Raw genomic sequence first — 18,205 nt, forward strand, 5'->3', positions numbered from 1 at the left:
AGGCGAGCCCGCCATCAACGAACCCTGAGGGCGTACAGCGCCACGGCGCTCGCGGACGCCACATTGAGCGAATCCACACCGTGCAGCATCGGAATCGTCACGACGGTATCGGCAGCGTCGAGCGCCGCACGACTGAGCCCGTCCCCCTCGGTGCCGAGCACGATGGCCACACGCTCCGGCGCATCCGACGCGAAGTCGTCGAGCGATATCGCGTTGTCGGCAAGTGCTAGCGCGGCGATGTGGAACCCAGCGGCGCGCAGGTCGTCCGCGCCCTGTGGCCAGTCCGCGATCCGCGTCCACGGCACTTGCAGCACCGTGCCCATGCTCACCCGCACGCTGCGGCGATAGAGGGGATCCGCACAGCGCGGGGTCACGAGCACGGCATCGGCTCCCAGGCCGGCGACCGAGCGGAAGATGGCACCGACGTTCGTGTGGTCGACGATGTCTTCGAGCACGACGACCCGCCGGGCATCCCTGAGCAGTTCCGATACTGGCGGAAGTACGGGACGATGCATCGACGCGAGCGCGCCCCGGTGGAGGTTGAAGCCCGTGAGGCCCTCGAGAAGGTCGGACTCCCCCACGAAGACCGGCACGTCGATGGTCTCGAGCAGCGGCTCGAGTTCGGCCAGCCACTGCTCGAGCACGAGTACGGCACGTGGCCGGTGACCGGCCGCCAGCGCGCGGGCGATGACCTTGGGCGATTCGGCGATGTACAGGCCACCGGCGGGTTCAGTGCGACGCCGTAGCGCGACATCGGTGAGATTGGCGAAATCGCCGAGCCTGTCGTCGGTGAGGTCGTCGATGCGAATGACGTGGATGAGTGCCCCCATGGTCGACCGGACGGTGCCGGCAGGTTTCTGGCGGCATTCGGAAACATATCGGAAAGCTGCTGCGTTTAGTCTTGGAGCAGGCATTACCGCACCCGGGAATACGTAATCGCAAGGAGATCGAATGGCGAACGCCGAACCGATCTCCGTCGAGGCTCCTGCTGGCGATTCGCTCGATGCCGCGGTCGATGCACTCAGGGATCACACCATTGCGGTGCTCACCGGTGCCGGAGTGAGTACTGACTCGGGAATCCCCGATTATCGCGGCGCAGGCGCTCCGGTGCGCGCGCCCATGACGTTCCAGCACTTTCTCGCCGATGTCGACTACCGCAAGCGGTACTGGGCGGGTAGCCACCTCGGGTGGAAGCGTTTCTCCGCGGCCAGGCCGAACGCGGGTCACGCAGCCCTGGCCGAGCTCGAGCTGGCGGGAATCGTGGACGGCATCATCACCCAGAATGTCGATGGCCTGCACCTGCGTGCCGGATCGCAACGGGTGGTCGACCTCCACGGCACCATGGATCGGGTGCGCTGCCTCGACTGTGGGCAGTTCTTTGCGCGCCAGGGGGTGGCAGACCAGATCACCGCGGCAAACCCGTGGATCGATACCGATGAGGCTTTCGACCTCTCCCCCGACGGCGACGTCGAGGTGCACGACGTCGATTCTTTCGTGCTTCCGCACTGTTCGGTCTGCGGCGGCGTGCTCAAGCCTGATGTCGTCTTCTTCGGTGAGTTCGTGCCGAAGGAGAAGTTCGCCGAAGCATCGGCGCTCATGCAGTCGGCCGATGCCCTGCTGATCGCAGGCTCATCCCTCATCGTCAATTCGGGAATCCGTCTCCTCGAACAGGCCAATCGCCGGAAGCTGCCCATCGTCATCGTGAACCGCGGAGTGACCAAGGGTGACAACCGGGCGACGGTGAAGGTGGATGCCGGCACCTCCGAAACCCTGCAGGCGCTGCTGCTGAGGCTCAGCCCGTGAGTTCACGGCTCTACCTCGTACGCCACGGCGAGACCGAGTGGAACCGCCAGCAGCGCATCCAGGGCAGCACGGACATACCCCTCAACGACACCGGGCGTGCGCAGGCGCTGGCCACCGCCGAGCTTCTGGCCCGCGTCGAACCGCATACGGTCTTCGCGAGTCCGCTGGTGCGCGCGTTCGAGACCGGCGAGATCATCGCCCGCTCGCTGGGCCTGCCGGCACCGATTCCGGCACCCAGACTTGTCGAGCGTCACTACGGCGAGGCAGAGGGGCTCAACTACCTCCAGATCGAGAAGCGGTTCCCCGACAGGTCTCTGGTCCCCGGCCAGGAACATAAGTCGCAGCTCGCCGCACGGTCCGTGCGAGCGGTGCACGCCATTGCGCGGTCGAGTGAGGGCAAGGCGACGGTCATCGTCGCCCACGGAGGAGTCATCCGCGCCATCCTTGCCGAACTCGAGCCCTCCGGCGCTCACGGTCGCATTGCCAACGGCTCAATTCACACCCTCGGTTTCGACTCCGACGTGCTCTCACTCGTCGCTTTCAACCGGCTGGTTCTTCCCCTGGCTGCGCTCTGAGCTCTGGGCGGCTCGCTAACGCCGGGACTGGCGCCTCTGCACGGCGCCGGTAAGCACCGCGAGAAGGGCTTTCGCGGCATCCGGCCAGTTATAGCGCTTCGCCCATTCGATGGATGCCGCCGACCGACGAGCCCACTCGGCATCGTCCTCGAGTTCGCGCACGGCGGCGACGAACGACGACGTGCTCGACAGGTCGAAGAAGCCGGCTGGTTCGCCACCGATCTCGCGGAAGATCGGTGTATCGCTGAGAAGCACAGGCGTTCCGAGCGCCTGCGCCTCCACCACGGGCAGACCGAAGCCTTCGTCGCGGGAGGCCGACACCAGGGCGGTGGCGCCCAGGACTGCCGATTCGTAATCGTCATCGCTGGCGCCATTGAAGAACTCGAGAGCCCCGGCCGGAGCAAGCGCGGTGAGCCTGGCTTTCTCGTCGTCTGAGATGCGGCTCATGAGCTGCAGCCTGTAGCCGGGCAGGTCGGCCAGCGACCTGACGATGAGGTCGACGTTCTTGTACGGCATGAAGGAGCCCATGTAGACGAGATTCTTCGATGTGGGAGCCGTGCGGGGCTCCCGGCCGTCGTGCTGTTCGGTTCCGAGAAGCACGACGTGCATGGGGTTGCGCGTAAGCCTGTGCCGCTCCATGAGGTCGCGGGTCGTCTCCGAGTCCACGAGGTGGGCATCCGCCCGGTTGAGCAGGCTGCGCTGGAAGCCCCACCACAGGTGGTATCCGCGCCACAGCAGCCTGAGTGCGGGGTTCAGGTCGCGCGGCGGCGTGCGGTGCGTGTAGTAGATCAGGTCGTGGACGGTCGTCACGAGCGCATAGTTGCGACCACCCGGACCCATGGTCTGCATCGGGGTGAATACGACATCCGGGGCATGCTTGTTTACCTGCCGCGAGATCCAGGGCTCACGCGCGGCGGTGGGATCCGACCCCAACACCCATGGGAGATCGGGAAGCATGGCCAGCTGGCGCTCGTCCGAGATGAGCATCGTGACCGGATGCAGCTTCGCCAACTCTTCGACGAGTCTCGAGCCGTAGCGGCTGATACCGTCGTGGCGGCCGATCCGGGTGTAGCGGCAATCGAAGATGATTTTCATGCGAGGGAACCGTCGTTGACGAACGAAACGATGAGGGCCGCTGCCTCACGGGGCTTCTCGTAGTGCACGAGATGCCCGACGCCAGTGAGGATGTGCAACTCGGCATCGGGAAACAGGGTGGCGAGCGTGTTCTGGGCGCTGACACTCGTGATGGGATCACGGTCGGCGCCGATCAGCAGGGTCGGAACGGCGATCTTCGCGGCGAACATACTCACATCGCTGGAGATGGATGCCTCGAAACCCTCGACCACGGTGTCGCGATCCGAATACCTGCTGAAGTAGTCGTGGTGCTGTGAATGAATCCATCGACGCAGGGCTCGGTCACGGGACTGGGCGAGGAACACGCTCATGAACCGCACCACAAGCCAGTTGCTGAGGAGGCTCTTGCCGAGCTTCTCGGGCAGCGCCCTGCCGGCGCGGTAGTACACGAGGGTCAGGCGGCTCATGAGGCCGTTGGGACCTTCGAGAGCCGGCGCGGCGATCGGGTTCACGAGGATGAGTTTCGGGGTAACGAGCCCGCCAGCGACGGCGGCCGAGACCACGATCGAGCCGAAGGAATGGCCGAGAATGATCGCGCTTCCCGAGACTCCGATTCGTGCGACAAACTCTCCGAGCCACCGCGAATACCCCGCGATGTCGTGGCGATGGCCGATGAGCGGGGTCGATTCTCCGAAGCCGGGGAGGTCGGGGCTGATGATTCGGATTCCGCGGAGTTGCGCGATTACCGGCTCGAGACCGTGGTGTTCGCCCCGATAACCGTGCACGACCACGACGGTGGTTGCGGCATCCGGCGAGCCATATTCCCAGTAGTGGGTGCTGCTCCCCAGCACGTCCACCACGACCTCACGGGTCGGAATTTCGGCCAGCAGGGCTGCATAAGGGGATTCGACAGACATCGGTCCGATTCTACGAGGATGCCCGCCCCCCGTATCGGCACGGCCCGGCCTTGCGCAAGGTCTGGACACGCCTCGACGGCTCAGCCATAGACTCGAGTGGTGACTTTTACCGCGCCCATCCAAACGCCCGGACTCGCCCTCGACCCCCAGTGGTACCGCCGTGCGGTCTTCTACGAAGTGATGGTCAGGTCGTTCTACGACAGCAACGGCGACGGTTCCGGCGACATCGCCGGGCTCATTTCCAAGCTCGATTACCTGCAGTGGCTGGGTGTCGACGCGCTGTGGATCCCTCCGTTCTTCAACTCACCGCTGCGTGACGGCGGTTACGACGTCTCGGATTTCACGACAGTGTTGCCGGAATTCGGCACCCTCGACGAGTTCAAAGAACTCGTCACCAAGGCTCACGAGCGCAACATGCGGGTCGTCATCGACTATCCGCTCAACCACACCTCTGACGCCCACGAGTGGTTCCAGCAGTCGAGGGAAGACCCCGAAGGCCCCTACGGCGACTACTACGTGTGGAGCGACACTGACGAGAAGTATCCGAACATCCGCATCATCTTCGTCGACACCGAAGAGTCGAACTGGACGTTCGATCCCGTGCGTCGCCAGTTCTTCTTCCATCGGTTCTTCTCACACCAGCCGGACCTGAACTTCGAGAACCCCGCCGTTCGCGACGCCGTGCTCGACACGATCAGGCACTGGATGGATCTCGGAGTCGACGGCGTGCGCCTCGATGCGATTCCCTACCTCTTCGAATCCGAAGACGGTAACGGCGAGGGTGAGCCGAGGACCCACGAGTTCATCAAGGAGATCCGTGCCATGGTCGACCGGGAGTACCCCGGTCGCGTGTTGATCGCCGAGGCCAACCAGTGGCCGCAGGAGGTCGTCGCCTTCTTCGGCACCGAGGAGGAGCCGGAGTGCCACATGGCCTTCGACTTCCCGGTGATGCCCCGCATCTTCTACTCGCTGCGGTCCCAGAACGCCGGGGAGCTCGTGCGGGTTCTCGCGGAGACGACGGACATGCCGGCGGGAGCCGCGTGGGGCGTTTTCCTGAGAAACCACGACGAACTCACGCTGGAGATGGTGAGCGAGGAGTACCGCCAGGCCATGTACGGCTGGTACGCCTACGACCCGAGGATGCGGTCGAACGTGGGAATCCGTCGCAGGCTCGCACCGCTGCTCGACAACTCCCGCGCCGAACTCGAGCTCGCCCATGCGCTCCTGTTCTCGCTGCAGGGAAGCCCGTTTCTCTTCTACGGTGACGAGATCGGCATGGGTGACAATATCTGGCTGCCCGACCGTGACTCATCGAGGACCCCGATGCAGTGGACTCCGGATCGCAACGCCGGATTCTCACACGCGGACCCGGGAAAGCTGTTCCTTCCCGTGGTGCAGTCACTGGTGTACAACTACAACCTCGTCAACGTCGAATCCCAACTCGCGCAGTCGCGCTCGCTGCTGCACTGGGTGCGCAACGTCATCCATGTACGAAAGGGACACCCGACCTTCGGTCTGGGGTCGCTGCGCGTGCTCAAGACCAATCACGAGTCTGTGCTCGCGTTCGTTCGCGAGTACGAGGGTGCGGGAACCCAGTTCGGCGACTCCCCCGAATCGATCCTGTGCGTGTTCAGCTTTTCCCATAATCCGGTCTCGGTCACGATCGAGGTCGAGGGTTATTCGGGCGCGACATCCTTCGACCTGTTCGGCGGCGGCGAGTTTCCCCCGGTGAATGAGGACGGCACGCTCACGCTCACCCTCGGCACACAGAGCTTCTACTGGCTGCACCTGGGCGACGCGCACTTCGCGGGAGGCCGGGTCTGAGCCGGGACTCGTCAGAGGTGAGCAGCGAGCCTGCGCGCCTCGGTCGCTCGCCAGCCGTAGCCTGAAGTCATGAACAATTGGGGCCAGCTCGGCGTCTTCGATCTTGAGACCACCGGCGTCGACGTCGACACCGCACGCATCGTGTCTGCCTGCGTAGCGATCCTCGATCCGGACGGTTCGGTCGTGGCGCGCTGGGACTGGCTGGCCGACCCGGGGGTAGAGATCCCCGCTGGCGCCTCAGCCGTGCACGGCATCACGACGGAACGCGCCCAGGCCATGGGTCGCCAGGCCAAAGACGTCGTGGCCGAGATCACGCAGAGCCTCAAAGTGCTTTTCGCTCTCGGGGTGCCGCTTGTCGTCTACAACGCGCCGTACGACCTCAGCCTTCTCGACCGGGAGTGCCGCCGGTATGGCATCGACCCCGTGACTACGGCGACGCCCGTCATCGATCCGCTGGTGCTCGACAAGGTGGTCGATAAATACCGCAAGGGCAAGCGCACTCTCGAAGTGACGGCAGCCCAGTACAGGGTGGAACTGGATGACGCCCACGATGCCGGCGCCGACGCCATAGCCGCGGGCCGGGTAGCTCTTGCCCTGGGCGCCGCGTACCCCCAGCAGCTCGATCTGCCGCTGGCCGAACTGCACCAGAGGCAGATCGCGTGGTACGCCGAGCAGGCGGCGAGCTTCGCGGACTACATCCGGAGGGTGAAAGGCGACCAGGACTTCGTGGCAGACACGGAGTGGCCGATCCGGTCGACCGACCATCCGACGAGCATCCAGGACACCCAGCCGATTCCCGCACCGTCACCGCGGCCCAGCTATCGCGTACCTCACCTCGACTTCGACACCGGTGTTCTCGTCCTCGACCGCCCGGCGCTCGAGGCGCCTCCCGTCCGCGCCTCCGAGAGCGTGTCCGAGATCGAAGAAGTGACGTTCGACGACGTCGAGCCGTCGCTGTCAGACTCGGTCGTCAACCCGGTCGCTGACGCAGACTCAGAGCCGGTCTTCGAGCCACTCTCGCTCGTCGAGCCACTCCCTGAAGAGTCCGGGGAACCGGCCGAGCCGGACGGCACTCAGCCTGCTCAGGACTACGCGGATGCCGCAGCCCAGCCCGAGTTGCTGTGGGGCGATCTCGACATCGACACCACCGCGCCCGAGCCCGAATTCGAGTCAGTGGAATTCTCCATCGATACGCAGACCATCGCGTCGGAACCGGTGACGGCAGACAGCGTCGTCCCAGACAGCGTCGTGCCAGGCAGCGTCGTCCCAGACAGCGTCGTGCCAGGCGACGACGCGCCAGTCGACGGAGCTCCGGCAGAGCGCCCGACCCTGCGGCCCACGGTCCTGCGGGTCGCGGCCGCCATCATCAACGACGCCGAGGGTCGCACCCTCGTGGTGCGCAAGCGTGGGAGTTCGACCTTCATGCAGGCTGGCGGCAAGATCGAACGCGGCGAGAGCGCCGTCGATGCGCTGTCGCGCGAGCTTCTCGAGGAGGTCGGTCTCGAACTCGACCTTGGCGCCACCGAGTACCTCGGAAGCTTCAGGGCTGATGCTGCTAACGAGCCCGATACCGTCATCCGCGCTGAGGTCTTCGCGCTGACCACCACTGCAGACCTGGTGGCATCAGACGAGATTGAAGAACTGCTGTGGATCGACACTGACGAGCCAGCCGGGGTTCAGCTCGCCCCGCTGACGCGGGACACGATCCTGCCGCTGTGGGTCACGCGGCGCGCGACCGGGATCTGACCGGCCGGCATCCCTCTTCACCGTTAACGACGAAAGGCGGCCCGAGGGCCGCCTTTCGCTGAATCCTGAAGGAATTAGTCCTTCTTGGTACCGAAGCCGGCGTAGCGTGAGTTGAACTTCTCGACGCGACCCGCGGAGTCCATGATGCGCTGCTTGCCCGTGTAGAACGGGTGCGACTCGGATGAGATCTCGACGTCGATGACCGGGTACGTGACACCGTCGAGGTCGATGGTCTTGTCGCTGGTCGCGGTCGAACGCGTGAGGAACGTGGCGCCCGACGCGAGGTCGCGGAACACGATCGCGTTGTACGTGGGGTGGATGTCGGTCTTCATGAACGTTCCTTCAGATTGATATCGTGCGCGAGAGGTTCTTGCGCCGGGAGTACAGGATGAATGAGGGAGCGGCGTGCGCTCGAGCGGCCCACTCGGAGCCGACATAAAAGACTACCAAATATTCAGGCAGCCCGCGCGGTGAATCGGCGGTTCTCGTTAGTGACGACGAGCGGCAGCCCGAACGCCTCACTCAGGTTCTCCGACGTGATCACCTCGTCGATCGCGCCTGCCGCCGAGATCTCACCGTGGGCAAGCAGCAGGGCATGGGTGAATCCCGGCGGAATCTCTTCGACATGGTGCGTCACCATAACGATCGCGGGAGAACTGTCGGCCGAAGCAAAGCCGCCCAGGAGTCCGACGAGCTCTTCGCGCGCTCCGAGGTCGAGGCTCGCTGCCGGCTCATCCAGCAGGAGGAGTTCGGGGTCCGTCATCACGGACCGAGCGATCTGCACCCGCTTTTGCTCACCGTCGCTGAGATCGCCGAATCGCCGGTCTTCGAGGTGCGTGAGTTTCCACTCCGCGAGCACCCGTTGGGCGCGCTTGATGTCGACCTCTTCGTATGACTCGTTCCAGCGACCCGTCACCGAGTACGCGGCCGTGAGCACGACGTCGATGACGCGCTCATCGCGGGGAACCTTGCGCGCGAGCGCGCTCGAGGCGAATCCGATTCGTGGCCGGAGCTCGAATACGTCGGCCCGCCCCAACCTGTCGTCGAGGATCTGGACCCGACCAGAGCTCGGATGCATCTGCGCCGCGGCGAGTTGCAAAAGCGTGGTCTTCCCGGCGCCATTGGGACCGAGGATCACCCAGCGATCGGCCGCATCCACCGTCCAGTTCGCGGATTTGAGGATCGGGTTGCCGTCGCGGACGACGGTCACATCAGAGAATTGCAGCACACTTGCCATGATCACTCCACCCTACGGCGTGAGACGCACGACCTAGGTGAGACTCGCGTAGATCTCACGCGTTCTCGCGGCAATGGTCACCCAGCTGAAGTCGGTTTCGGCCCGAAGGCGACCCGCCGCGCCCATCTTCCTGGCATTCGCCGGATCGCTGACGACATCCGTGAGCGCCGCTGCAAGGTCAGCCACGAACTTCTCGGGGTCGGTCGGCGTTCCGGTTCCATCATCGGCCTGGTCGATGGGCACGAGCCTGCCCGTGACGCCGTCGACGATGACCTCGGGGATCCCTCCCGTTGCTGTACCCACGACCGGAACACCGCACGCCATGGCCTCGAGGTTCACGATTCCGAGCGGCTCATACACAGAAGGGCAGACGAATGTCGTGGCCTGGCTCAGCACCGCGGACAGGTCGTGCTGGCTCAGCAGCCTGTCGATCCACACGACGCCAGAACGCTGGGCCTGGAGCGCCTTCACTCCGGCCTCTACCTCGGCGAGGATCTCGGGAGTGTCCGGGGCTCCGGCGCAGAGGATGAGCTGTACCTCCGGTGGCAGCAACGCGGCGGCGCGAAGGAGGTAGGGAAGACCCTTCTGGCGGGTGATCCTTCCCACGAACACCACGGACGGGCGCTCGGGATCGATTCCCAGCTCGCGCACGAGGGCGGGGTCATCCACCGGCTTCCACTGGGCGAGGTCGATGCCGTTGTGCACGGTGATGACCTTCTCTTCGTCGAGCCAGGGGTATGAACGCAGGATGTCGCGGCGCATGCCGTCGCTGACGGCGATGATCGCGGCCGCTCCGGTGAACGCGGTGCTCTCGATCCAGCTGGACACCCGGTATCCGCCGCCGAGTTGCTCGGCCTTCCAGGGGCGGAGTGGTTCGAGGCTGTGCGCCGTCACGACGTGCGGGATGCCGTGGAGCATCGAGGCGAGGTGCCCCGCTCCGTTGGCATACCAGGTGTGGGAGTGGACGAGATCGGCTCCGGCCACGTCCTGCGCAATCTGGAGATCGACCCCGAGCGTTGTCAGCGCGGGGTTGGCCGTTGCCAGTTCACTCGGAACCGAGTAAGCAAACACCCCGGGTTCCTCGCGTGGCGCACCGAAGCAGCGCACCACGACATCGAGGTCGCCACGCAGGGCCCTGACGAGTTCGGCGACATGCACGCCGGCACCGCCGTACACCTCCGGGGGATATTCACGGCTGATCAGATCTACGCGCATATCAAAACGGTAGTGCACCCGGCGGGTCGATAGACAAGCGGTTACCGAACCTCGCCTGCCTCTAATACTGTTGGCCTATGTCATCAAAGAAGATCTTCGGCATCGTCCTCGCCGGCGGTGAAGGCAAGCGCCTCATGCCCCTGACAGCTGACCGGGCCAAGCCCGCGGTTCCCTTCGCGGGGGGCTACCGATTGATCGACTTCGCGCTGAGCAACCTCATCAACTCCGGCCTCCGCCAGATCGTGGTGCTCACGCAGTACAAGTCCCACAGCCTCGACCGTCACGTTTCCCAGACCTGGCGATTGAGCGGCATGCTGAACTCGTACGTCGCCTCTGTTCCCGCCCAACAGCGCCTGGGCAAGCGCTGGTTCAGTGGTTCGGCCGACGCCATCCTGCAGAGTCTGAACCTGCTTCGGGATGAGAAGCCCGACATCGTCATCGTCGTCGGCGCTGACCACGTGTACCGCATGGACTTCAGCCAGATGGTCGAAGCCCACATCGCGTCGGGATTCGGTGTCACCGTGGCCGCGATCCGCCAGCCGATCTCCCTCGCCGACCAGTTCGGCGTGATCGAAGTCGACGCAGACAACCCGTCGAAGATCGCCGCATTCCACGAGAAGCCGCAAAAGCCCATCGGGCTTGCCGACTCCCCCGACGAGGTGCTCGCCTCGATGGGCAACTACATCTTCGACGCCGACGTACTGATGGATGCCGTGCAGCGCGATGGGGAGCGCTCGGACTCCAACCACGACATGGGCGGCGACATCGTCCCGGACTTCGTCTCGCGGGGACTCGCCGGCGTCTACGACCTGAATCGCAACGTCGTGCCTGGCTCCACCGAGCGTGACCGCTTCTACTGGCGGGATGTCGGCACGATCGAGTCGTTCTTCGACGCCCACCAGGACCTGATCGCGGCGCTGCCGATTTTCAACCTGTACAACACGGAATGGCCGATCTTCAGCCAGCAGCTCAACTCTCCCCCGGCCAAGTTCGTCAGGGATGCCCAGGGAAACCAGGGCACCATGATCGACTCGATCGTGTCGCTCGGGTGTGTGATCTCCGGATCCCACATCGAGCGGAGCATGATCGGGCCGTGGGTGGTGGTCGAATCCGGCGCGAGCGTCGTCGACTCCGTCATTTTCGAGAAGGTCAGGATCGCGCCGAACTCGACGGTCCGACGCGCTATTCTCGACAAAGAGGTCGTCATCAGCGAAGGCGCCTCGGTCGGCGTCGACCATGATGCCGACCGTGCGCGCGGCTTCACTGTCACGGAGACGGGAATCACCGTCGTCGGTAAGGGCGTTATCGTCACCTGATCGCGCACTTCGAGGAAGGTCCGACCCCCATGCCCCGCTTCCTCGTCGTGCTCGATGTCGATTCCACCCTCATCGAAGACGAGGTGATCGAACTTCTCGCTGGCCACGCCGGCTCGCTCGCCGAAGTCGAGTCGATCACGTTCCAGGCGATGAATGGAGAGCTCGATTTCGAGGAGAGCCTCCGCGCACGGGTCTCGACCCTGAGGGGGCTCCCTGACACTGTCTTCGACGCCGTGGCCGCCCAGGTGACCGTGACCAGGGGGGTGCCCGAGATGATCGCGGGAATCCACGCAGCCGGGGGCCGGGTCGGCGTCGTGTCTGGCGGATTCCACGAGATCGTCGATCCCATCGCGAGCGAACTCGGCCTCGACTACTGCCGTGCGAACCGACTGGAGGTCGTGGACGGTGTGCTCACCGGTAGCCTCACGGGTCGGATTGTGGATGCCGCGGCGAAGGCCACAACGTTGCGGGATTGGGCAGCGGACAGCGGTGTGCCGCTCTCGCGCACCGTCGCCGTCGGAGACGGCGCCAACGATCTCGAGATGATGGCGATTGCCGGCCTCGCGGTGGGCTTCGATGCCAAAGCCCCGGTGCGGGACCTCGCCGGCGTGCTTCTCGACGTGCGCGACCTGTCGCAGGTGCTGCCGTTACTCGGGCTCCGCGGCTGAACCCGACGGATCAGTGGCCCATGCCCAGGCCGCCATCCACCGGGATGACGGCTCCGGAGACGTAGCCGGCGTCATCGCCAGCGAGCCAGGTGATGACTCGGGCTACCTCGAGCGGACTCGCGAACCGGTTCGCCGGAATCTGCTTGAGGTATGCCTTCTGCTGTTCCTCGGGGAGCGCAGCCGTCATATCCGTCTCTATAAAGCCCGGAGCGACCACGTTCGCAGTGATGCCCCGACTGCCCAGTTCGCGCGTGACCGATCGGGCGAGCCCGACGAGTCCGCTCTTCGATGCCGCGTAGTTCACCTGCCCCGCTGACCCGAGCAGGCCCACGACGCTCGACACGAGGATGATCCGACCGAAGCGGGCCTTCATCATCGACTTGGTCGCGCGCTTGACGACGCGGAAGGCACCGCTGAGGTTGGTGTCGATGACATCGGTGAAATCGTCGTCAGACATGCGCATGAGCAGGGTGTCCCTGGTGATTCCCGCGTTGGCGACGAGGATCTCGACGGCCCCGAGTGTCGACTCGATCTCCGCGAACGCAGCGTCGAGACTCGGCCCGTCCGTGACGTCCGCGATGACGGTAAGCGAACCCTCTGGGCCACGTCCCGATCGCGCTGTCACCGCAACCCTGTGGCCCGCGGCGATGAACTCCTCGGCGATCGCCCAGCCGATCCCCCGGTTGCCTCCCGTCACGAGAACGGTCCGAGGTGTGAAGTCTGCTGTGAGTTTTGCCGAGGTCATGCGCTCCAGCTTATAGTCGTGCGATTGCGTCGTAGGCTTGGTAGATGGCGCCATTCTGGCGCCCAGATGTCCGCGTCTGGGACTTCGCGGCAGAGCCACAGCAGAGCAGGCATAGTGAACCAGAAGCAGTCGATCACGTCGCTTCCCGAATCGCCGAAAGACGATCAGAAGCGTCGCATGGTGAGGTACGGAATAGCGATGAGTGTGCGCGTAGCGTGTGTCATCGCGTGCTTCTTCGTACAGGGGTGGTGGCTTCTTGCCTGCGTGCTTGGCGCCGTCCTGTTGCCCTATATCGCCGTCGTGATCGCGAACGTCGGCTACAAGGAGGGTGGCGTTGTGGAGCGACCGGTATCGATGCTCCCTGTCCGCTACCAACCCCCGGTGTCCCGGGACGAATGACGGGTACTGAATGATGATCGGCGCGGATGGTCCACTCGTCGACCGGTGTTCCCGTGCGGGGTGCACGAATCCGGCAACGGCCAAAGTGAACTGGCGCAACCCGCGAATCCACGGGGTCGATCGGGTCAAGGTATGGTTGGCCTGCGACGACCACAGCGAGTTCCTGCACGACTACCTGTACTCGCGGAGCTTCCCCGTTCTCACCACGAGCCTCGACCAGGTGGTCGAGTCGGTGCCATCGTGAAGGGCTGGGGTTTCGCATTCTCCCGCCGCTGGCTGGGCTATCTCGCGCTCGTGATCATCTTTGCCATTGGTTGCGCCGGTCTCTCGTACTGGCAGATCGCCCGGCGCGACGAAGCACGTGCAGAGATCGACAGGGTGGATACGAACTGGGCGGCAGCACCGAGGCCCATCGACGAAGTGCTTCAGACCCTAGACTCGTTCGATCCCGATGACAAGTGGACCCCGGTCATCCTCACCGGGCGGTACCTCGACGAGGATGAACTCCTCGCCCGCGGGAGACCGCTCGACGGTAATGCCGGATTCGAACAACTCGTGCCATTCCAGCTTTCCGACGGCTCGGTATTCATCGTCGATCGCGGCTGGATCAGGGCGGGAAACGAGCAGGATACCCCCGAGGTCATCCCTGCGGTTCCCTCCGGCGAGGTCACCGTGGTCGCCAGGCTCAAGGGAAGCGAGCCCACGATCCCCGGCCGATCGGCTCCAGAGGGGCAGGTCGCCACGATCAACCTGGAGACTATCGCCGGCATCATCGACCGTCCGATCTATTCGAGCGCGTATGGCCTCCTGGCGAGTGAGGATCCCGCGTCAGCACAGATGCCGGTTGCCGTCACGAAACCGGTCCCTGACGAGGGGCCCCACCTGTCGTATGCGTTCCAATGGATCGTGTTCGGAATCATGGCCTTCATCGGTCTCGGGTGGGCCGTCAGGCAGGAATTCCGCGCGAAAAACGCCGACGATCCGCAGGAACGACTGAGGGCAGAGGCGAGACGTCGCAAGGCGGAGGCGAAGGGCCCGACCGACGCCGAGATCGAGGATGCGATCCTCGATCATGCCGACCGCTAGGCCCCGAGGCAGAAGCCGGGCCTACGCGAGCGAGATCAGCTCGGCGTAATCCTTGTTCCAGTGGTCTTCGATCCCGTCGGGGAGAATCAGCACACGCTCGGGGTTGAGTGCTTCCACGGCACCCTCGTCGTGGCTGACGAGTACGACGGCGCCACTGTAGCTCGCGAGAGCCCCCAGGATCTCCTCGCGGCTCGCAGGGTCGAGGTTGTTCGTGGGTTCGTCGAGCAGCAGCACGTTGGCGCCGCTGACCACGATCATCGCCAGGGCGAGTCGCGTCTTCTCGCCACCGGAGAGAACCCCGGCGAGCTTGTGACCGTCGTCGCCGGTGAAGAGGAAGGAGCCGAGAACCCGCCGCGCTTCCATCTCGGTGATGCTGAGGGATGACGAGACCATGTTTTCGAGTACTGTGCGCTTGACGTCGATGGTCTCGTGTTCCTGGGCGTAATAACCGACGCGCAACCCGTGTCCCGGTTCGATCTGGCCGGTATCCGGCTTGTCGACGCCAGCCAGCATCCGGAGAAGAGTCGTCTTTCCTGCACCGTTGAATCCGAGAATCACGACCTTCGAACCGCGGTCGATCGCGAGATCCACCGCCGTGAAGATCTCGAGCGAACCGTAACTCTTGCTGAGATTGGATGCCATGAGCGGAGTGCGACCACACGGCGCGGGGTCCGGGAATCGCAGCTTGGCGACGCGGTCGACGCTCCTGACCTCGTCGAGGCCGGCGAGCAGCTTCTCCGCGCGCGCCACCATCTGGTGCGCGGCCGCGGCCTTCGATGCCTTGGCACCGAACTTCGCAGCCTGGGTGGTGAGCACGCCGGCTTTCTTCTCGGCGTTGACGCGTTCCTTTTTGCGTCGTTCCTCATCGGCAGCGCGCTGCTTGTGGTAGTTCTTCCAGCCCATGTTGTACTGGTCGATCGTCTGGCGGTTCGCGTCGAGGTAGAAGACCTTGTTGACGGTTTCCTCCACGAGGTTCACATCGTGGGTGATCACGATCAGGCCGCCCTGGAAGCCTTTGAGAAACTCGCGCAGCCATACGACGGAGTCGGCGTCGAGGTGGTTGGTGGGCTCATCCAGAAGCATCGTGTCTGCTCCGGAGAACAGGATGCGGGCGAGTTCGATGCGTCGGCGCTGGCCACCCGAAAGGGTCGAAAGCTTTTGGTCGAGGATGTGGTCCGGCAGGCTCAGGTTGCTCGCGATGGAGGCAGCCTCGGCCTCGGCGGCGTAGCCACCCAGCGCCGTGAACCGTTCCTCGAGGCTGCCGTACTTCTTCATCGCTGCAGTGCTGACCGCGTCATCCGGGCTCGCCATGTCCTGCATCGACTGGGCCATGCCCAACACGATCGACCCGAGCCCCCGGGCATCGAGGATCCGGGTGCGCGCGAGGTCTTCGGGATTGCCCGAGCGTGGGTCCTGGGGCAGGTAGCCGATCTCGCCTGTCCGGTCGATGCGGCCGGCGGCAGGCTGCAACTCCCCCGCGAGTGTCTTCGTCAGCGTCGTCTTTCCTGCGCCGTTACGACCGACCAGGCCGATCTTGTCTCCGCGGTCGACCCTGAACGAAACCTCGTCCATCAGGAGGCGTGCGCCAACACGCAGCTCGAGATCGTGCACAGAGAGCACAGCGGTAATCCTTTGGTAATCGAGAACGGCTCCAGCGATAAAGAACGGCCGGTTCTTTTGGAGGGGAAGGGTGCGGTCCAACAGCGCACCAGCCAGCTAGTCTACTTCGTGGAACGGTGCGCTCGGCCCCGATCCCTTTCCATCCCCGTCGAGGAGCAATTTGTGAGCAATCTGACCCTGGCCCTTGGGCGCCCCACCCTGGCTGACCGAATCGTGAGCCGCAGCCTCGTGGCGGACGTCGCGCTCATTGCCGCTGGAGCCGCCCTGACAGCCGTGTCGGCGCAGATCGCGGTTCCGTTGTGGCCCGTTCCCGTCACCGGCCAGACCCTCGCGGTGCTGCTCGTCGGTGTCACGCTCGGCGCAGTGCGCGGCGGGTTGTCCATGGCCCTGTACGCGATCGTGGGCATCGTCGGTGTGCCGGTGTTCAGCGAGTCGTCGTCGGGGTGGAGCGTTGTCGCAGGCCCGACCGGTGGGTACATCATCGGTTTCATCTTCGCCGCGATCCTGACCGGATGGCTGGCCCAGCGCGAATGGGACCGCAAGCTCCTTCGTGCGTTCGTCGCGTTCCTCGTGGGATCCGTCGTGACCTTCGCGTTCGGCCTTCCGTGGCTGGCAACCTACCTCGGCGCCGTCGGAGCCCCGAACGACCTCAACTCCGTGCTGGCCGCCGGCCTTTACCCGTTCGTCGTCGGTGGAGTGGTGAAATCCATCCTCGGCGCCGGAATCATTACCCTCGCGTGGCTCGCCGTCGGCCGTCGCGACAACAGGAACACTCAGCAGTAACCACCCAGCCCAAGAGAGAACGGCCCGTGCAATTGATCGCACGGGCCGTTCTTGCCTATAGGTTCAGGTCTAGATCGAGAATCCGAGGGCGCGCATCATGTCGCGGCCGTCGTCGGTGATCTTCTCGGCACCCCACGGCGGCATCCAGACCCAGTTGATCCTGAAGGCGTCGACGATGCCATCGAGAGACTGGGCGATTTGCTCCTCGATAATGTCGGTGAGCGGGCAGCCAGCGGAGGTCAGTGTCATGCTGATGATCAGCGCGTCGCTCTCCGGGTCCCAGCTGAGGTCGTAGATGAGACCGAGATCGACGATATTGACCCCGAGCTCAGGGTCCATGACGTCTTTGAGTCCCTCTTCGACTTGGTCGAACAGGGCGGGAGCAAGAGCAGTCGACATAGTCCTAGATTACGCTCGAGTCGGTGAGAAAGCGATCGTAGCCCTCGTTCTCAAGGCGATCCGCCAGCTCTGCGCCGCCTTCTTCCGCGACGCGACCATCGACGAAGACGTGCACGAAGTCAGGGGTGATGTAACGCAGGATGCGCGTGTAGTGCGTGATGAGCAGCACGCCGAGGTTGTTGGCCTCCTTGGCGCGGTTGACACCCTCAGAAACGATCTTCAATGCGTCCACGTCGAGCCCGGAGTCGGTCTCGTCGAGGATCGCGAACTTCGGCTTCAGCAGTTCGAGCTGCAGGATCTCATGTCGCTTCTTCTCACCACCGGAGAATCCCTCGTTGACGTTGCGCTCGGAGAACGACTTCTCCATCCGCAGGCTCTTCATCGCCCCTGACACCTCTTTGATCCAGGGGCGCAGGGCCGGGGCTTCTCCGTCGAGCGCCGTTTTGGCGGTGCGCAGGAAGTCGGCCATACGGACGCCCGGAATCTCGACCGGATACTGCATCGCGAGGAACAGGCCGGCGCGGGCGCGCTCGTCCACGCTCATCGTCAGCACCTCGACGCCATCGAGCAGCACGGAGCCGCCTTCGACGTGATACTTCGGATGACCCGCAATCGAATAGGCCAGGGTCGACTTCCCCGATCCGTTCGGGCCCATGATCGCGTGGATCTCGCCCTGCGCGATCGTGAGATCGACGCCCTTCAAGATCTGCTTGGTGCCCTGCTCGGTCTCGACACTGACGTGGAGATCCTTGACTTCAAGTACTGACATTGCTCTGTTTCCTGTTGGGGCCGTGACCG

General features: G+C 64.4%; 20 protein-coding genes. 10 read left to right on the forward strand and 10 right to left on the reverse strand.

Annotated features, from left to right (window positions below):
• Positions 1-14 precede the first annotated feature (14 nt).
• A complete protein-coding gene (locus tag IWX81_RS02750) occupies positions 15-818 on the reverse strand; it encodes a TrmH family RNA methyltransferase (RefSeq protein ID WP_199280412.1) in 804 nt (267 codons plus the stop codon).
• A 133-nt stretch (positions 819-951) separates the two neighbouring features.
• On the opposite strand from IWX81_RS02750, the gene IWX81_RS02755 reads away from it, so the two are divergent.
• Both IWX81_RS02755 and IWX81_RS02760 read left to right on the forward strand, forming a co-directional pair.
• A complete protein-coding gene (locus tag IWX81_RS02755) occupies positions 952-1,803 on the forward strand; it encodes an NAD-dependent protein deacetylase (protein WP_199279725.1) in 852 nt (283 codons plus the stop codon).
• Entirely contained in the window at positions 1,800-2,378 is a 579-nt protein-coding gene (locus tag IWX81_RS02760; RefSeq protein WP_199279726.1) for a histidine phosphatase family protein, read from the forward strand. Before IWX81_RS02755 ends, IWX81_RS02760 begins: the two co-directional genes overlap by 4 nt.
• 15 nt (positions 2,379-2,393) lie before the next feature.
• Here the strand turns inward: IWX81_RS02760 and IWX81_RS02765 are convergent, their stop codons facing one another.
• A complete protein-coding gene (locus IWX81_RS02765; protein ID WP_199279727.1) occupies positions 2,394-3,473 on the reverse strand; it encodes a glycosyltransferase family 4 protein in 1,080 nt (359 codons plus the stop codon).
• A complete protein-coding gene (locus tag IWX81_RS02770) occupies positions 3,470-4,369 on the reverse strand; it encodes an alpha/beta fold hydrolase (protein ID WP_199279728.1) in 900 nt (299 codons plus the stop codon). The genes IWX81_RS02765 and IWX81_RS02770 overlap by 4 nt, the downstream gene beginning before the upstream one ends.
• A gap of 99 nt (positions 4,370-4,468) precedes the next feature.
• On the opposite strand from IWX81_RS02770, the gene treS reads away from it, so the two are divergent.
• Both treS and IWX81_RS02780 read left to right on the forward strand, forming a co-directional pair.
• Positions 4,469-6,193 carry a maltose alpha-D-glucosyltransferase gene (gene treS, locus IWX81_RS02775; RefSeq protein WP_199279729.1) on the forward strand — a complete coding sequence of 575 codons (1,725 nt, stop codon included), beginning with the start codon at positions 4,469-4,471 and terminating at the stop codon, positions 6,191-6,193.
• A 69-nt stretch (positions 6,194-6,262) separates the two neighbouring features.
• Positions 6,263-7,939 carry an exonuclease domain-containing protein gene (locus tag IWX81_RS02780; RefSeq protein ID WP_199279730.1) on the forward strand — a complete coding sequence of 559 codons (1,677 nt, stop codon included), beginning with the start codon at positions 6,263-6,265 and terminating at the stop codon, positions 7,937-7,939.
• 74 nt (positions 7,940-8,013) lie between these two features.
• Here IWX81_RS02780 and IWX81_RS02785 read toward each other — a convergent pair whose 3' ends face one another.
• The 3 genes from IWX81_RS02785 to glgA all read right to left on the reverse strand — a co-directional run bounded on the left by IWX81_RS02785 (position 8,014) and on the right by glgA (position 10,391).
• Entirely contained in the window at positions 8,014-8,271 is a 258-nt protein-coding gene (locus IWX81_RS02785) for a type B 50S ribosomal protein L31 (RefSeq protein WP_199279731.1), read from the reverse strand.
• 122 nt (positions 8,272-8,393) lie between these two features.
• Entirely contained in the window at positions 8,394-9,176 is a 783-nt protein-coding gene (locus IWX81_RS02790; protein WP_199279732.1) for an ABC transporter ATP-binding protein, read from the reverse strand.
• Between the two features lie 33 nt (positions 9,177-9,209).
• Positions 9,210-10,391 carry a glycogen synthase gene (gene glgA / locus IWX81_RS02795; protein ID WP_199279733.1) on the reverse strand — a complete coding sequence of 394 codons (1,182 nt, stop codon included), beginning with the start codon at positions 10,389-10,391 and terminating at the stop codon, positions 9,210-9,212.
• A 77-nt stretch (positions 10,392-10,468) separates the two neighbouring features.
• On the opposite strand from glgA, the gene glgC reads away from it, so the two are divergent.
• Together glgC and serB are read left to right on the forward strand one after the other, a co-directional pair.
• Positions 10,469-11,707: a glucose-1-phosphate adenylyltransferase gene (gene glgC, locus IWX81_RS02800; protein ID WP_199279734.1), complete on the forward strand. Its 1,239-nt coding sequence runs from the start codon at positions 10,469-10,471 to the stop codon at positions 11,705-11,707.
• 29 nt (positions 11,708-11,736) lie between these two features.
• The gene (serB, locus tag IWX81_RS02805; RefSeq protein ID WP_199279735.1) at positions 11,737-12,375 is read left to right on the forward strand and encodes a phosphoserine phosphatase SerB; all 639 of its coding nucleotides are present in this window, start codon (positions 11,737-11,739) and stop codon (positions 12,373-12,375) included.
• Between the two features lie 10 nt (positions 12,376-12,385).
• Here serB and fabG read toward each other — a convergent pair whose 3' ends face one another.
• Positions 12,386-13,120 (reverse strand): 3-oxoacyl-ACP reductase FabG, encoded by a 735-nt coding sequence (fabG, locus tag IWX81_RS02810; protein ID WP_199279736.1) that lies wholly within the window; start codon positions 13,118-13,120, stop codon positions 12,386-12,388.
• Between the two features lie 114 nt (positions 13,121-13,234).
• On the opposite strand from fabG, the gene IWX81_RS02815 reads away from it, so the two are divergent.
• The 3 genes from IWX81_RS02815 to IWX81_RS02825 are packed head-to-tail and all read left to right on the forward strand — an operon-like array spanning position 13,235 to position 14,605.
• Positions 13,235-13,519: a DUF3099 domain-containing protein gene (locus tag IWX81_RS02815; protein ID WP_334592829.1), complete on the forward strand. Its 285-nt coding sequence runs from the start codon at positions 13,235-13,237 to the stop codon at positions 13,517-13,519.
• A 10-nt stretch (positions 13,520-13,529) separates the two neighbouring features.
• Complete coding sequence (locus tag IWX81_RS02820; RefSeq protein ID WP_334592832.1) at positions 13,530-13,763, forward strand: hypothetical protein; 234 nt, start codon at positions 13,530-13,532, stop codon at positions 13,761-13,763.
• Positions 13,760-14,605 carry an SURF1 family cytochrome oxidase biogenesis protein gene (locus IWX81_RS02825; RefSeq protein ID WP_334592834.1) on the forward strand — a complete coding sequence of 282 codons (846 nt, stop codon included), beginning with the start codon at positions 13,760-13,762 and terminating at the stop codon, positions 14,603-14,605. The genes IWX81_RS02820 and IWX81_RS02825 overlap by 4 nt, the downstream gene beginning before the upstream one ends.
• A gap of 21 nt (positions 14,606-14,626) precedes the next feature.
• On the opposite strand, the gene IWX81_RS02830 is transcribed toward IWX81_RS02825, so the two are convergent.
• Positions 14,627-16,225: an ABC-F family ATP-binding cassette domain-containing protein gene (locus IWX81_RS02830; RefSeq protein WP_199279739.1), complete on the reverse strand. Its 1,599-nt coding sequence runs from the start codon at positions 16,223-16,225 to the stop codon at positions 14,627-14,629.
• Positions 16,226-16,387: 162 nt separating this feature from the next.
• On the opposite strand from IWX81_RS02830, the gene IWX81_RS02835 reads away from it, so the two are divergent.
• A complete protein-coding gene (locus tag IWX81_RS02835; protein ID WP_199279740.1) occupies positions 16,388-17,008 on the forward strand; it encodes a biotin transporter BioY in 621 nt (206 codons plus the stop codon).
• A 69-nt stretch (positions 17,009-17,077) separates the two neighbouring features.
• Here the strand turns inward: IWX81_RS02835 and IWX81_RS02840 are convergent, their stop codons facing one another.
• Together IWX81_RS02840 and sufC are read right to left on the reverse strand one after the other, a co-directional pair.
• Positions 17,078-17,407 carry a metal-sulfur cluster assembly factor gene (locus IWX81_RS02840; protein WP_097061900.1) on the reverse strand — a complete coding sequence of 110 codons (330 nt, stop codon included), beginning with the start codon at positions 17,405-17,407 and terminating at the stop codon, positions 17,078-17,080.
• A 4-nt stretch (positions 17,408-17,411) separates the two neighbouring features.
• Positions 17,412-18,176: a Fe-S cluster assembly ATPase SufC gene (sufC, locus tag IWX81_RS02845; RefSeq protein ID WP_199279741.1), complete on the reverse strand. Its 765-nt coding sequence runs from the start codon at positions 18,174-18,176 to the stop codon at positions 17,412-17,414.
• Between the last annotated feature and the right edge of the window lie 29 nt (positions 18,177-18,205).

The organism is Salinibacterium sp. CAN_S4 (assembly GCF_015752305.1).
GTDB lineage: Bacteria > Actinomycetota > Actinomycetes > Actinomycetales > Microbacteriaceae > Rhodoglobus.

What these genes read in the sequence shown, in the direction of transcription:
- IWX81_RS02755 (WP_199279725.1), top strand. Translation starts at nt 952, where the DNA reads ATGGCGAACGCCGAACCGATCTCCGTCGAGGCTCCTGCTGGCGATTCG.
- IWX81_RS02765 (WP_199279727.1), bottom strand. Translation starts at nt 3,473, where the DNA reads ATGAAAATCATCTTCGATTGCCGCTACACCCGGATCGGCCGCCACGAC.
- IWX81_RS02770 (WP_199279728.1), bottom strand. Translation starts at nt 4,369, where the DNA reads ATGTCTGTCGAATCCCCTTATGCAGCCCTGCTGGCCGAAATTCCGACC.
- IWX81_RS02780 (WP_199279730.1), top strand. Translation starts at nt 6,263, where the DNA reads ATGAACAATTGGGGCCAGCTCGGCGTCTTCGATCTTGAGACCACCGGC.
- IWX81_RS02785 (WP_199279731.1), bottom strand. Translation starts at nt 8,271, where the DNA reads ATGAAGACCGACATCCACCCCACGTACAACGCGATCGTGTTCCGCGAC.
- IWX81_RS02790 (WP_199279732.1), bottom strand. Translation starts at nt 9,176, where the DNA reads ATGGCAAGTGTGCTGCAATTCTCTGATGTGACCGTCGTCCGCGACGGC.
- glgA (WP_199279733.1), bottom strand. Translation starts at nt 10,391, where the DNA reads ATGCGCGTAGATCTGATCAGCCGTGAATATCCCCCGGAGGTGTACGGC.
- glgC (WP_199279734.1), top strand. Translation starts at nt 10,469, where the DNA reads ATGTCATCAAAGAAGATCTTCGGCATCGTCCTCGCCGGCGGTGAAGGC.
- serB (WP_199279735.1), top strand. Translation starts at nt 11,737, where the DNA reads ATGCCCCGCTTCCTCGTCGTGCTCGATGTCGATTCCACCCTCATCGAA.
- fabG (WP_199279736.1), bottom strand. Translation starts at nt 13,120, where the DNA reads ATGACCTCGGCAAAACTCACAGCAGACTTCACACCTCGGACCGTTCTC.
- IWX81_RS02820 (WP_334592832.1), top strand. Translation starts at nt 13,530, where the DNA reads ATGATGATCGGCGCGGATGGTCCACTCGTCGACCGGTGTTCCCGTGCG.
- IWX81_RS02840 (WP_097061900.1), bottom strand. Translation starts at nt 17,407, where the DNA reads ATGTCGACTGCTCTTGCTCCCGCCCTGTTCGACCAAGTCGAAGAGGGA.
- sufC (WP_199279741.1), bottom strand. Translation starts at nt 18,176, where the DNA reads ATGTCAGTACTTGAAGTCAAGGATCTCCACGTCAGTGTCGAGACCGAG.